This window comes from Vibrio sp. VPAP30 (assembly GCF_001188205.1).
GTDB classification, from domain to species: Bacteria; Pseudomonadota; Gammaproteobacteria; order Enterobacterales; family Vibrionaceae; genus Vibrio; species Vibrio bivalvicida.
On record NZ_LBLS01000036.1, the window covers coordinates 149,249 to 163,840 of the forward strand.

A 14,592-nucleotide genomic window follows, 5' to 3' on the forward strand; every position below is an offset into this window, starting at 1 on the left:
AGATCGCCATGTCTGATATGAAGCATGACGTAGATGCACTGGAAACTCAAGAATGGCTACAAGCACTTGAGTCAGTTGTACGTGAAGAAGGTGTAGAACGAGCTCAATACTTGCTAGAGCAAGTTCTAGACAAAGCACGTCTAGACGGTGTTGATATGCCAACAGGTATCACAACGAACTACATCAACACGATTCCTGCAGATCAAGAACCAGCTTACCCAGGTGACACAACTCTTGAGCGCCGTATTCGTTCCATCATCCGTTGGAACGCAATCATGATCGTTCTACGTGCATCTAAGAAAGACCTAGAACTAGGCGGCCACATGGCGTCTTTCCAGTCTTCTGCTGCATTCTACGAAGTATGTTTCAACCACTTCTTCCGTGCTCCAAATGAGACGGACGGTGGCGATCTAGTATACTACCAAGGTCACATCTCACCAGGTATCTACTCTCGTGCATTCGTTGAAGGTCGTCTAACTGAAGATCAGCTAGATAACTTCCGCCAAGAAGTAGACGGTAAAGGTATTCCATCATATCCGCACCCTAAACTGATGCCTGAGTTCTGGCAATTCCCGACAGTTTCTATGGGTTTAGGTCCAATCTCTGCGATCTACCAAGCGCGTTTCCTTAAGTACCTAGACGGTCGTGGTATGAAAGATACTTCGGCTCAACGTGTATATGCGTTCTTAGGTGACGGTGAAATGGATGAACCAGAATCACGTGGTTCACTATCTTTCGCAGCGCGTGAGAAGCTAGACAACCTATGTTTCCTAGTTAACTGTAACCTACAGCGTCTAGATGGCCCTGTAATGGGTAACGGTAGCATCATCCAAGAGCTAGAAGGCCTATTCAAAGGTGCTGGCTGGAATGTTGTTAAAGTTATCTGGGGTAGCAACTGGGATGCACTACTTGCTAAAGATACGTCTGGCAAGCTTCTACAGCTAATGAACGAAACTGTAGATGGTGACTACCAAACATTTAAATCTAAAGACGGCGCTTACGTACGTGAACACTTCTTTGGTAAGTACCCAGAGACAGCTGCACTAGTAGCAGATATGACTGATGACGAAATCTTCGCACTTAAGCGTGGTGGTCACGAGTCTTCTAAGCTGTACGCAGCATACAAAAACGCGGCAGAAACTAAAGGTCGTCCAACAGTAATCCTAGCTAAGACTGTTAAAGGTTACGGTATGGGTGAAGCGGCTGAAGGTAAGAACATCGCGCACCAAGTTAAGAAGATGGACATGACTCACGTACTACACCTACGTGATCGTTTAGGTCTTCAAGACATCCTAACTGACGATGCGGTTAAAGAGCTTCCGTACCTGAAACTTGAAGAAGGTTCTGCGGAATACGATTACCTACACGCTCGTCGTAAAGAACTAAAAGGTTACACGCCACAGCGTCTACCTAAGTTCACTCAAGAATTCAAAGTACCTGAGCTAGAAGAGTTCGCACCGCTACTAAGTGAGCAAAAGCGTGATATCTCTACAACTATGGCTTACGTTCGTACGCTTAACATCCTGCTTAAGAACAAGAACATTGGTAAGAACATCGTTCCTATCATCTGTGATGAAGCACGTACGTTTGGTATGGAAGGTCTATTCCGTCAGATCGGTATCTACAACCCACACGGTCAGGAATACACGCCAGAAGATAAAGGCATCGTTTCTTACTACAAAGAAGCGACATCTGGTCAGGTATTACAAGAAGGTATCAACGAGCTAGGCTCAATGGCTTCTTGGGTTGCTGCTGCAACGTCATACAGCACTAACGATCTACCAATGATCCCGTTCTACATCTACTACTCAATGTTTGGTTTCCAACGTGTAGGTGATATGGCGTGGATGGCGGGTGACCAACAAGCTCGTGGTTTCCTACTAGGTGCTACTGCTGGTCGTACAACGCTAAACGGTGAAGGTCTACAGCACGAAGATGGTCACTCGCACATCATGGCGAACACAGTACCTAACTGTATCTCTTACGACCCAACATTCGCTTACGAAGTTGCAGTTATCATGCAAGACGGTATCCGTCGCATGTACGGTGAGAACCAAGAGAACGTGTTCTACTACCTAACAGTGATGAACGAAAACTACGCAATGCCAGCAATGCCAGAAGGCGCTGAAGAAGGCATCCGTAAGGGTATCTACAAGCTTGAGTCTTACGCAGGTGACAAGTCTAAAGTTCAGCTAATGGGCTCTGGTACTATCATGAACGAAGTACGTAAAGCAGCGACTATCCTAAGCGAAGAGTACGGCATCGCCTCTGACGTGTTCTCTGTAACCTCGTTCAACGAGCTAACTCGTGACGGTCAAGATGCAGAGCGCTACAACATGCTTCACCCAGAAGGCGAAGCAAAAGTACCTTACATTGCACAAGTGATGGGCAGCGAGCCAGCTATCGCAGCGACTGACTACATGAAGAACTACTCTGAGCAAGTTCGCGCGTTCATGCCTTCTGAGTCATACAAAGTACTGGGTACAGATGGTTACGGCCGTTCTGATAGCCGTGAGAACCTACGTCGTCACTTCGAAGTTAACGCAGGCTACGTGGTAGTTGCAGCGCTAACTGAACTGGCTAAGCGTGGAGATGTTGAGAAATCAGTAGTTGTTGAAGCGATTGCTAAATTCGACATCGACACAGAAAAAACTAACCCGCTATACGCTTAATTAAGAAGGTAAATAAGAAATGGCAATCGAAATTAATGTACCTGACATCGGTGCGGATGAGGTTGAAGTTACTGAAATTCTTGTAAGCGTTGGCGACAAGGTTGAAGAAGAGCAGTCTCTTATCACAGTTGAAGGCGATAAAGCTTCTATGGAAGTTCCTGCTTCTCAAGCGGGTATCGTTAAAGAAATCAAAGTTACGGAAGGTGACTCAGTTTCTACTGGTTCTCTTATTATGATCTTCGAAGCCGAGGGTGCAGTTGACGCTGCACCTGCTACGGCAGAGGCTGCACCAGCAGCGGATCCAGCTCCAGCAACCCCTTCTGTTGCAAGTGAACTGAAAGAAGTTCACGTACCAGATATCGGTGGCGATGAAGTTGAAGTGACTGAAATCATGGTTGCAGTTGGCGACAGCATTGAAGAAGAGCAATCTCTTCTAACGGTTGAAGGCGACAAAGCTTCTATGGAAGTACCTGCACCATTCGCTGGTACTCTAAAAGAGATCAAAGTAGCAGCAGGCGATAAAGTTACGACTGGCTCGCTAATCATGGTATTCGAAGTAGCAGGCTCTGGCGCTCCAGCGGCACCTGCAGCAGTAGAAGCTCCAGTGGCAGCGGCTCCAGCAGCATCAGCAGCGAAAGAAGTTAACGTTCCTGATATCGGCGGTGACGAAGTTGAAGTAACTGAGATCATGGTTGCAGTTGGCGATACGGTGGAAGAAGAGCAATCTCTAATCACTGTTGAAGGTGACAAAGCGTCAATGGAAGTTCCTGCTCCATTTGCTGGTATAGTTAAAGAGATCAAGATTGCAGCAGGCGACAAAGTGTCGACTGGCTCGCTAATCATGGTCTTCGAAGTGGCGGGTGCAGCACCTGCTCCAGCAGCAGCCCCAGCTCAAGCGGCGGCACCTGCAGCAGCACCAGCTCCTAAAGCAGAAGCTCCAACTGGTTCTGCATCAACTGGCGACTTCCAAGAGAACGGTGACTACGCACATGCATCTCCAGTTGTTCGTCGTCTAGCGCGTGAATTTGGCGTTAACCTGTCTAAGGTTAAAGGTACTGGTCGTAAGAGCCGTATCCTGAAAGAAGACGTTCAAGCTTACGTTAAAGATGCACTTAAGCGCCTTGAGTCTGGCGCAGCAGCATCGGGTAAAGGCGGTGACGGCTCTGCGCTTGGTCTGCTTCCTTGGCCAAAAATTGACTTCAGCAAGTTCGGCGAAACTGAAGTTCAGAAGCTTTCTAAGATCAAGAAGATCTCTGGTGCTAACCTACACCGTAACTGGGTAATGATCCCTCACGTTACACAGTGGGATAACGCAGACATCACTGAACTAGAAGCATTCCGTAAAGAACAGAACGCAATCGAAGCGAAGAAAGATACTGGGATGAAGATCACTCCATTAGTGTTCATCATGAAAGCAGTAGCGAAAGCGCTAGAAGCGTTCCCTGCGTTTAACTCTTCTCTTTCTGAAGATGGCGAAAGCATCATTCTTAAGAAGTACGTGAATGTAGGTATCGCAGTAGATACGCCAAATGGTCTAGTTGTTCCTGTATTTAAAGACGTGAACAAGAAAGGCATCTACGAGCTATCTGAAGAGCTAATGGCTGTGTCTAAGAAAGCACGTGCAGGTAAGCTAACTGCGGCTGACATGCAAGGCGGTTGTTTCACAATCTCAAGCCTTGGCGGTATCGGTGGTACTGCATTTACACCAATCGTAAATGCGCCAGAAGTTGGTATCCTAGGTGTATCTAAGTCTGAAATGAAGCCTGTGTGGAACGGCAAAGAATTCGAACCACGTCTACAGCTTCCACTATCTCTATCATACGACCACCGTGTGATTGATGGTGCTGAAGGTGCGCGTTTCATTACGTTCCTAAATGGTGCGCTATCAGACATTCGTCGTCTAGTTCTTTAATTAAAGATTGGATGATTTAGAGGCGGCATTAGAGCCGCCTCTACTACTAATAATTATCAGACAATTTGAATGCAGACCTTAGAGTCAATAAGGTTTTCACAAGCGAATTGTTGTCTAGCTCACAGGCTAAATTGATTTACTTTTCACACCATTAACATCTCTGTAAACTGATGGCGGTCTGAAAACAATTGTTTAAAATAAACTGACTTGAACATATAGAATCAATACCCACTCAGCCTGTTAGGGATAATGACTACAAGAGGTCAAAATGAGCAAAGAAATTAAAGCCCAAGTAGTAGTACTTGGTGCAGGTCCTGCTGGTTACTCTGCCGCTTTCCGTTGTGCAGATTTAGGTCTAGAAACTGTACTTATCGAGCGTTACAGCACTCTTGGTGGTGTGTGTCTAAACGTGGGTTGTATCCCATCTAAAGCACTACTTCACGTATCTAAAGTTATCGAAGAAGCAAAAGCACTTGCTGATCACGGTATCGTATTTGGTGAACCGCAAACGGATATCGACAAGATCCGTAAGTGGAAAGAGAAGGTTATTAACCAACTAACTGGCGGTCTTGGCGGTATGGCTAAGATGCGTAAAGTGAATGTGGTTAACGGTTTTGGTAAATTCACTGGCCCTAACACTATCGAAGTGGAAGGTGAAGAAGGCAAAACTGTTGTCAACTTCGACAACGCAATCGTTGCAGCGGGTTCTCGCCCAATCAAACTACCATTTATCCCACATGAAGACCCACGTATTTGGGACTCTACTGACGCTCTAGAGCTGAAGGAAGTACCAGGCAAACTGCTAATCATGGGTGGTGGCATCATCGGTCTAGAAATGGGTACGGTTTACCACTCTCTAGGTTCTCAAATCGATGTAGTTGAAATGTTCGACCAAGTTATCCCGGCAGCGGATAAAGATATCGTCAAAGTTTACACTAAGCGTATCAAGAACAAGTTCAACCTAATGCTAGAAACGAAAGTAACAGCTGTTGAAGCGAAAGAAGACGGTATCTACGTTTCAATGGAAGGCAAGAAAGCACCAGCAGAAGCTGAGCGCTACGATGCTGTTCTTGTTGCTATCGGTCGTGTACCAAACGGCCAACTTCTTGATGCAGAAAAAGCGGGTCTAGAAGTAGACGAGCGCGGCTTCATCAACGTTGACAAGCAAATGCGTACTAACGTTCCTCACATCTTTGCTATCGGTGATATCGTTGGTCAACCAATGCTTGCTCACAAAGGTGTGCATGAAGGTCATGTTGCTGCTGAAGTTATTGCTGGTAAGAAGCACTACTTCGACCCTAAAGTTATTCCTTCAATTGCTTACACTGAGCCAGAAGTGGCATGGGTTGGTAAGACAGAGAAAGAAGCGAAAGCGGAAGGCATCAACTACGAAACTGCAACCTTCCCATGGGCTGCTTCAGGCCGTGCAATCGCCTCTGATTGTGCAGATGGTATGACTAAGCTTATCTTCGACAAAGAGACACACCGTGTAATTGGTGGTGCTATCGTTGGTACTAACGGTGGTGAACTACTGGGTGAAATCGGTCTGGCAATCGAGATGGGCTGTGATGCTGAAGATATTGCGCTGACAATCCACGCTCACCCAACTCTACACGAGTCTGTAGGTCTAGCGGCAGAAGTGTTTGAAGGTACAATCACTGACCTTCCAAACCCTAAAGCGAAAAAGAAGAAGTAATCAACTCTTCTATCTGAATCCAAAAAACCGCTGAGCTTTCTCAGCGGTTTTTTTGTGCTTTAAATAACAAAGCCTGCTCAATGATGAGCAGGCTTTGTATGCGTCAGGCTTAATTTAGGTTACGCGTTTTTCGCGTGTTTGTAGATGCAAAGCATGTCTAAGTAGCTTTCTGTTAGCTTCTTCATACCTGTTTCATCTTGTGTACGGTTTGCTTGAACAAACAGTGAGTAGAAGATGCCGTGGAAAAGAGTCGCCAGCTCGGCAGGCTCGTGCTCCTCACACACCTCGCCACGTTCAACTGCTTTAACAAACATATTTTGCACCAACAGTTGGTTGGTACGGTTTGTTGAAACAAACAGTGGCCATACTTCGTCACGAGTTGATGCGCTCCACTCAAACCACACTTTAAGCCAGTGGCAATCGTTGAGTACTAATTCAACCATCGCTGAAGTTAGGTTATTTAGGTTCTCTTTCGCATGAATATCTAAATCGATATTGTCAGATAGGAAGTTAGAGAATTGACGAACAACGTAGTTTAGAACGTCATCAACTAAATCTTCACGAGTAGGGAAGTAGTTGAAGACAGTCGCAACAGAAACTTGAGCAATCTCTGCAATGTCAGCATGACCACCGCGGCCGATGCCACGACGAGCGAACACTTCCAGTGCGATTTCCATTAGTTGTTGTTTTCGTTTTTGCGGTGAAAGACGCGTACGCGGTCTTTTAGCAATAGAGTCCATAGTTAATTTCCTTGCCAAATGAGTTGTTTATATTTGTTTGGGCTTTTTGCCCTATTTATTAGATTATAATTTGCTGACGCCCTATGAGTGTAATGGTGCATATGATTAAGGTCAACGGTTTCAGACTATTTTATAATCACTTTTGTTAATATCGTGCTAAAGATCAATAAGAAATAACCTTGCGTTGCATGAATTATTTAGGCAAACGTTTTTCCTTGCTGCAGGCTGGTGGTAAACTACGCGCCTAAATCTTGAGTGACTATAATTACGCTCTATACAGCTAACGTGAAAAACGAGATTGGTATGAAACATACAGTAGAAGTAATGATTTCTGAGCAGGAAGTCAGTGAACGAGTTAACGAGTTAGGCAAGCAAATTAGCGAGCATTACGAAGGTAGCGAAGATCTCGTCCTCGTAGGCCTATTGCGCGGTTCATTTGTGTTTATGGCTGATCTAGCTCGTAAAATTGACTTGACGCACCAGGTGGATTTCATGACTGCTTCTAGCTACGGCAATACAATGGAAAGCTCACGCGATGTTCGTATCCTGAAAGACCTTGATGATGATATTAAAGGTAAAGATGTACTGCTCGTTGAAGATATTATCGATACTGGCAACACGTTGAATAAAGTCAAAGAGATCCTTAGTCTTCGTGAACCTAGATCGATTGAGATCTGTACATTACTCGACAAGCCTTCTCGTCGTGAAGTTGAGGTAGGGGTAAAGTGGATTGGCTTTGAGATCCCAGATGAGTTTGTTGTCGGTGTAGGTATCGATTACGCACAAAAATACCGTCACCTACCGTACATTGGTAAAGTGGTTCCTCAAGAATAATGCAACTGTAGATGCATGCAAAAACGCCCGCAAGTTTGCGGGCGTTTGTTTATCTTAGGTGGTTAGCGACACAGAAGTTTATGGTGTGGGTTGAGGACACTTTCCATCGCTTTTTGATAAGAGCTCTCTACGCTTTCACGAGAGTTAGAACGAGCACCTAGGTATTCTAATTTTCCATCACCAATACCGTAGACAACACCATGTATTTCGATATCTTGCCCGCGTTCCCAGGCATTTTGCATAATCGTCGAATTGGCTAAGTTGTAGACTTGTTCTACCACGTTGATTTCACCTAGCTTATCTGCACGATCTTGTTCTGGCATTGCTTCGAGATAATTGCGGTGCTTAAAGAAAAGATCGCGAATATGCAGCAACCAGTTGTTGATTAAACCTAGTTGAGGATTATCAATGGCGGCTTTGACACCACCACAGCCATAGTGACCACAAACTATGATGTGTTTTACTTTCAACACATCGACAGCGTATTGTACGACTGATAGGCAGTTAAGGTCGGTATGAATCACCTGGTTAGCAACGTTACGGTGAACAAAAAGCTCGCCAGAGTAGAGTCCCGTTAATCGCTCAGCAGGTACTCGGCTATCTGAACAACCGATCCAGAGAAACCCTGGGCTTTGTCCTTGTTCCAGTTTGGTAAAGTATTCAGGGTGCTCTGCCTTGATTGACTCTGACCATTTCGAATTGTTCTCAAATAACTGTTTAATTTCCGGCATCTTACTCACAACCCTTAAAAAAAATCTTTCATCACTATACACAATGTTACAATTTCGTTCCTGTCAAAATTAGGTGAAATGGTACTCATCTGACGTGTTTGAGCGCCAAAAATCATAAACTTAGCCGCTATCCTAACTAATGGTCATAACGTATGAGTGATGAGATGTAATTAACACTTATCTCTTACAAGTAACATTTGTTAAAGTGATGAAATTGGCTACATTTCGCAGCAAATCACTTACATTTCGCGTAAATTTTAGCTACAAAAACTAAGGTTATTCCTTTCGGTTTCTCTCAGTAACCAGAATAACTTAAAACCAGTATGTTGTGATCAAGTTCAGAGGAACCTGTCGTTCTAAGTAAAGTTGTAGGCGCAGCAATCTCTGAGCAATGACATGTGAGACATGGAGTAAAGTTTTGTTTTTTAGTCGTTTTGAAGATATGAATCTCAAAGGAGATTTATTTGGTGGTGTCACCACGGCTATTATCTCGTTGCCTTTGGCGTTAGCCTTTGGTGTAGCTTCGGGTGCAGGAGCTGAAGCGGGTTTGTGGGGCGCGATCATGGTGGGTCTGTTCGCTGCTCTGTTTGGTGGGTCAAACACACTAATCTCTGAGCCAACTGGCCCTATGACCGTTATCATGACTGCGGTGTTGACTAGCATGATGGCTAAGTATCCTGAAACGGGCATGGCGATGACCTTTACTGTGGTCATGATGGCTGGGGCATTTCAGGTTTTATTAGGGACACTAAAGTTAGGAAAATACGTAACTTTGATGCCATATAGCGTAATTTCTGGCTTTATGTCGGGAATTGGCGTTATCTTGATTATCCTCCAGATATCCCCTTTGCTTGGACAAGCGGCTCCCGCAGGCGGTGTGATGGGCACTTTGTCAGCGATTCCAGATATTATCGCCAACATGAAGTTTAGCGAGCTCTTTCTCGGGCTTTTAACGCTAGGTATTCTATTTCTCTTTCCTAAAAAGTACCGCCGCTATGTACCAGCCCAGCTCGTCGCCTTAGTTGCGGTCACCTTGCTATCAGTCATTATTTTCGATACAGATTCTATTCGCCGTATTGGGGAAATTCCTGCGGGATTACCATCACTTGTTATTCCGCATATCGACGCCGCGATGTTCACAGAGATGGTTATAGATGCTTTAGTACTTGGTACATTAGGCTGCATTGATACCTTGTTGACAGCAGTTATCGGTGATTCCTTAACACGCAAGGAGCATGACTCTGACAAAGAGCTGCGTGGCCAAGGTTTGGCGAACATTATCTCTGGCCTGTTTGGTGCGCTACCGGGTGCTGGAGCGACCATGGGCACAGTGACCAACATACAAGTTGGCGCTCGCTCGCCGCTTTCAGGAGTTGTCCGTGCACTGATGCTTGCTCTGGTTGTACTGGTTGCAGGTGGGTTGACCGAACCTATCCCAATGGCTGTACTAGCGGGCGTTGCGGTGTACGTGGGCTTTAATATCCTAGACTGGAGCTTTATCCAACGTGCTCACAAGGTTAGCTTTGCGGGTATGGCCGTGATGTACGGCGTAATGCTGCTGACGGTATTCGTTGATTTGATTGTGGCTGTTGGCCTTGGGGTCTTTATTTCCAACATCATTATCATTGAGCGGCTAAGTCGTGAACAGGCTCGTCAGGTTAAAGCTATCAGTGATGCCGATGAAGATGATGTGCCGCTAACCGACAGTGAACGCGGGTTGCTTGATATGGCGAATGGTAAGGTGCTGTTCTTTTATCTTTCTGGGCCAATGATCTTCAGCGTTTCAAAAGCGATTTCTCGGCAACATACCAGTATTTCAGATTATGAAGTGATGATCTTAGATCTGACCGATGTGCCAATGATTGACGTGACGGTTGGCTTGGCTCTTGAGAATGCCATAAAAGATGCACTCGATGCGAGCTGCCAAGTTTATTTGTTATGCCCAAATGAAAAAACTCGACAGCAGCTAGAGAAATTCCATGTGATAGATTTGGTTCCTCAAGACAATACGTTCAAGTTCCGCTACGAAGCACTTAGAGCGGCAGTTAAGCATGTTGATACCGACGAGTATCAGTTAGAAGCTGTATAAACAACGAGTTATTAAGATATCTAACGCCACTAGAGGCAACCCTAGTGGCGTTTTTTGTCTTGATAAAATTCATTTCCAAACTATTCGAAAGGTTTAATTGTAATCATCGTTATTCAACGATAAACTGATTTACAAATAAGATGTAGCAATGGCAATCGTAAATAATATGTATGCATTAGAAATTGAGCAGCTGCGTAAAACCTATGCTGGTGGGTTTGAAGCGCTTAAAGGCATTAGTTTAAATGTCGCCCAAGGGGATTTTTATGCCTTGCTTGGGCCAAACGGAGCTGGTAAGTCCACTACCATAGGTGTTATCTCTTCGCTGGTGAACAAGACTTCAGGCCAAGTTAAGGTGTTTGGCTATGACATCGACAAAGATTTAGAACTAGCCAAGCAAAATCTTGGCTTAGTACCGCAAGAATTTAACTTTAACCAGTTTGAAACCGTAGAACAGATTGTTCTGCAACAAGCGGGTTATTACGGTGTTTCTAAGATACTTGCTAAAGAAAGAGCCCAAAAGTATCTAACTAAGCTCGATCTTTGGGGAAAACGTAGTGAGCGTGCGAGAAATCTTTCTGGTGGTATGAAGCGCCGTTTGATGATCGCCCGCGCGCTCATGCATGAACCACAACTGCTTATTCTCGATGAACCGACTGCTGGAGTTGATATCGAGTTGCGTCGCTCAATGTGGGAGTTCTTGAAAGAGATCAACTCACAGCAAGGTATCACCATCATCTTAACCACCCATTACCTAGAAGAAGCTGAAATGCTGTGTCGTAACATAGGTATCATCAATAAAGGTGAGCTGATTGAAAACACGACGATGAAGGATCTGCTCGGCAAACTCCATGTTGAGACTTTTATCCTCGACTTAGCGGAAGGTAGCCCAGAACCTCAATTGTCTGGTGTAAATAGCCAGACATTTACCAACGGGTCTTTGGAGATTGAGATTGAAAAAACAGAAGGTTTGAATGCGATCTTTACTCAACTTACCGAGCAAGGTGTGCAAGTACTTTCGATGCGTAACAAGGCCAACCGATTGGAAGAGTTGTTTGTCAGTATCGTCAATGAAGGAGGACAGTAGAATGTATCATCTATACTGGACCGCCTTTTGTAGCCTGCTGACAAAAGAAGTCAATCGTTTTACTCGTATTTGGGTTCAGACTCTGGTCCCACCAGCGATTACCATGACGCTGTACTTCATTATCTTTGGTAGCTTAATTGGCTCACGCATTGGTGAGATGAACGGCTTTAGCTACATGGAATATATTGTGCCGGGCCTTATTATGATGTCGGTGATCACTAACTCATACTCGAATGTCGCTTCTTCGTTTTTTAGCTCAAAATTTCAAAAGAACATTGAAGAGCTATTGGTTGCGCCAGTGCCTAACTATGTGATCATTTTAGGCTATGTGATGGGCGGTGTTGTACGTGGTTTACTGGTTGGCACGATCGTGACTTTCGTATCGTTATTCTTTGTTGATCTTCAAGTGGAACATTGGGGGATTATTATTGCGACTGTGTTTATGACTTCTGTTGTGTTCTCCCTGGGCGGATTGATCAATGCGGTGTTTGCCAAAACCTTTGACGATATTTCAATTATCCCAACTTTCGTCTTAACGCCGTTAACGTATTTGGGTGGTGTGTTCTACTCAATCAGTTTATTGCCTGAATTTTGGCAAGGAGTGTCAAAGATCAACCCGATCGTTTACATGGTTAATGCATTCCGTTACGGATTCTTAGGTGTATCTGATGTGGGGATTTTGACTTCGTTTAGTGTGCTTGGGGTGTTTGTTATCGCTTTGTATGCTGTGGCTCATTACCTAGTGACACGTGGGATTGGACTGCGTAGTTAGCAACGGACTGCGTTCTAGAGATCGGGCTGCGTCGCGAGAATCGAGAACGGGCTTCGCCCTTTGGGGTTAATCGTCATTCCCTAGACTGACGAAGGAAGGAGTAGGGAATCTCTTACAGAGAGTCGGTAGTTTGATGAGATCCCCAACTCGTTCGTTCCTCACTCTTGAGGATGACCGTAAAAAACAAAAAGGGTTGATACTTTCATATCAACCCTTCAAACTTTTCTCGCTTCTCGCTTCTCGCTTCTCGCTTCTCGCTTCTCGCTTCTCGCTTCTCGCTTCTCGCTTCTCGCTTCTCGCTTCTCGCTTCTCGCTTCTCGCTTCTCGCTTCTCGCTTCTCGCTTCTCGCTATTCAGCGCTTTCTGAAGGCGTCTCAGTTGCCTCTTCTTCCTTAGCTTCAACAGCCAATTCAACTACTTGGTTGTCGATAAGGCGTGCTTTACCTAAGAAAGCAGACATTAGAATCACCGCTTGAGGTGTTTCGGGAGTGACTGTTTGCAGAGTGCGTGCATCGCGAATAAATATTTCATCAGGCTGCAGACCGGCAGCACGCAACTGATCACTTGCATCTTCAATGATAGACGCGTAGTCGTCACGGCCACCTCGAATCGCACTGCTAATCCAACGCATGGTGCGTGCAAGCACAGGAGCACGCTGGCGTTCATCAATGGTTAGTAAGCCATTACGAGAACTCATTGCTAAGCCGTCCATTTCACGTACCGTTGGCACGCCAATGATGTCGATATCAAGTGCCAAGTCTTCGCTCAGTTTGCGGATCACTGCAAGTTGCTGGAAGTCTTTCTCACCAAAGCAGGCAACATCTGGTTGAACTATATTAAACAGCTTGGTTACTACGGTCGCGACGCCGCGGAAGTGACCTGGACGAGACGCACCTTCAAGGATGTTTGAAAGTCCTGGAACTTCAATCGAAGTTTGGCTCTCAACACCATTCGGGTAAATGATCTCTGGCGTTGGGGTGAAGATAACTTCTACTCCTTCGCTGTTTAGCTTGCTGAGGTCATCTTCCAAGGTACGAGGATAGTTGTTCAAGTCGTCAGCGCGATCAAATTGCATAGGGTTGACGAAAATGCTAACTACGACGATCTCTGCGTATTCACGCGCTTTGCGCACCAATGTTAAGTGACCTTCGTGAAGGTTGCCCATCGTTGGAACAAAAGCCACCTTACGGCCATCTCGCTTGTACTGCTTAATCTGCTCACGAAGAGCGCCAATTTCAGCAAAAGTTTGCATGACTATAATCCTTACGCGATTGTGTGTTCATCGTCTGGGAAAGTACCGCTTTCAACGTCTTGCTTGTATTTGGTTACAGCTTTACGCATGTCACCCGTTTCAGCAAGGAAGTTTTTCGAGAATTTTGGCATGTAGTTCGCTGCAATACCGAACATATCGTGCATAACTAAGATTTGACCGTCAGTGACGTTTCCTGCACCAATACCAATCACTGGCACATCACACACTTCAGTGATTCGTGCGGCGAGTTCTTTTGGAACACATTCAAGCAAAATGATTTGTGCGCCTGCTTCTTGCAGAGCAAGTGCATCACGAACCATACGATCGGCTTTATCTTGTTCTCGGCCTTGAACCTTGAAACCACCAAAGATATTCACTGACTGAGGCGTTAAGCCTAGATGAGCACAGACAGGAACCGCACGTTCTGTAAGCATCTTCACCGTGTCAACTAGCCAGTCGCCACCTTCAATTTTTACCATGTTTGCACCAGCACGCATCAGAGTCGCGGCATTTTCGCACGCTTGCTCTGGTGTGGCATAGCTCATAAATGGCATATCAGCCATCAATAAACAGTTAGGGCTGCCGGCACGAACACAGCGAGTATGGTAAGCAAGCTCTTCTACTGTCACGGGTAGCGTTGAAGTTTCGCCTTGAAGAACCATACCTAGCGAGTCACCTACTAGCAGTACTGGCATTTCTTGGCTTTCGAATAGCTGAGCGAAGCTTGCATCGTAAGCGGTAGAAGTTGCAAATTTACGACCTTCTTGCTTCCATTTCATTAGGTCGTTGATAGAAATTTTTTTCATGATTT

The 14,592-nt window shown here is 45.3% G+C and carries 11 protein-coding genes; 7 read left to right on the forward strand and 4 right to left on the reverse strand.

Annotated features, from left to right (window positions below; all coding sequences use genetic code 11):
• Positions 1-8 precede the first annotated feature (8 nt).
• The 3 genes from aceE to lpdA all read left to right on the forward strand — a co-directional run bounded on the left by aceE (position 9) and on the right by lpdA (position 6,280).
• Complete coding sequence (gene aceE / locus ZX61_RS16155) at positions 9-2,672, forward strand: pyruvate dehydrogenase (acetyl-transferring), homodimeric type (RefSeq protein ID WP_049845626.1); 2,664 nt, start codon at positions 9-11, stop codon at positions 2,670-2,672.
• Between the two features lie 19 nt (positions 2,673-2,691).
• Positions 2,692-4,584 (forward strand): pyruvate dehydrogenase complex dihydrolipoyllysine-residue acetyltransferase, encoded by a 1,893-nt coding sequence (aceF, locus tag ZX61_RS16160; RefSeq protein WP_049845627.1) that lies wholly within the window; start codon positions 2,692-2,694, stop codon positions 4,582-4,584.
• A gap of 268 nt (positions 4,585-4,852) precedes the next feature.
• Positions 4,853-6,280 (forward strand): dihydrolipoyl dehydrogenase, encoded by a 1,428-nt coding sequence (lpdA, locus tag ZX61_RS16165; RefSeq protein WP_049845628.1) that lies wholly within the window; start codon positions 4,853-4,855, stop codon positions 6,278-6,280.
• Positions 6,281-6,399: 119 nt separating this feature from the next.
• On the opposite strand, the gene ZX61_RS16170 is transcribed toward lpdA, so the two are convergent.
• Complete coding sequence (locus ZX61_RS16170; protein ID WP_049845629.1) at positions 6,400-7,020, reverse strand: LuxR/HapR/OpaR family quorum-sensing transcriptional regulator; 621 nt, start codon at positions 7,018-7,020, stop codon at positions 6,400-6,402.
• A 303-nt stretch (positions 7,021-7,323) separates the two neighbouring features.
• On the opposite strand from ZX61_RS16170, the gene hpt reads away from it, so the two are divergent.
• Positions 7,324-7,854 carry a hypoxanthine phosphoribosyltransferase gene (gene hpt, locus ZX61_RS16175; RefSeq protein WP_049845630.1) on the forward strand — a complete coding sequence of 177 codons (531 nt, stop codon included), beginning with the start codon at positions 7,324-7,326 and terminating at the stop codon, positions 7,852-7,854.
• Positions 7,855-7,916: 62 nt separating this feature from the next.
• Here hpt and can read toward each other — a convergent pair whose 3' ends face one another.
• Entirely contained in the window at positions 7,917-8,585 is a 669-nt protein-coding gene (gene can, locus ZX61_RS16180) for a carbonate dehydratase (RefSeq protein WP_049845631.1), read from the reverse strand.
• Between the two features lie 418 nt (positions 8,586-9,003).
• On the opposite strand from can, the gene ZX61_RS16185 reads away from it, so the two are divergent.
• The 3 genes from ZX61_RS16185 (at position 9,004) to ZX61_RS16195 (ending at position 12,530) form a co-directional block, all read left to right on the forward strand.
• Positions 9,004-10,674 (forward strand): SulP family inorganic anion transporter, encoded by a 1,671-nt coding sequence (locus ZX61_RS16185; protein WP_049845632.1) that lies wholly within the window; start codon positions 9,004-9,006, stop codon positions 10,672-10,674.
• A gap of 166 nt (positions 10,675-10,840) precedes the next feature.
• Positions 10,841-11,758, forward strand: coding sequence for an ABC transporter ATP-binding protein (locus tag ZX61_RS16190; protein ID WP_049845736.1), 918 nt, complete (start codon positions 10,841-10,843; stop codon positions 11,756-11,758).
• 1 nt (position 11,759) lies between these two features.
• Positions 11,760-12,530 (forward strand): ABC transporter permease, encoded by a 771-nt coding sequence (locus ZX61_RS16195; RefSeq protein WP_049845633.1) that lies wholly within the window; start codon positions 11,760-11,762, stop codon positions 12,528-12,530.
• 348 nt (positions 12,531-12,878) lie between these two features.
• Here ZX61_RS16195 and panC read toward each other — a convergent pair whose 3' ends face one another.
• Positions 12,879-13,781, reverse strand: coding sequence for a pantoate--beta-alanine ligase (gene panC / locus ZX61_RS16200; protein WP_049845634.1), 903 nt, complete (start codon positions 13,779-13,781; stop codon positions 12,879-12,881).
• 11 nt (positions 13,782-13,792) lie between these two features.
• On the reverse strand, positions 13,793-14,587 hold the full coding sequence (panB, locus tag ZX61_RS16205; protein ID WP_049845635.1) for a 3-methyl-2-oxobutanoate hydroxymethyltransferase: 795 nt from the start codon (positions 14,585-14,587) through the stop codon (positions 13,793-13,795).
• Positions 14,588-14,592 lie beyond the last annotated feature (5 nt).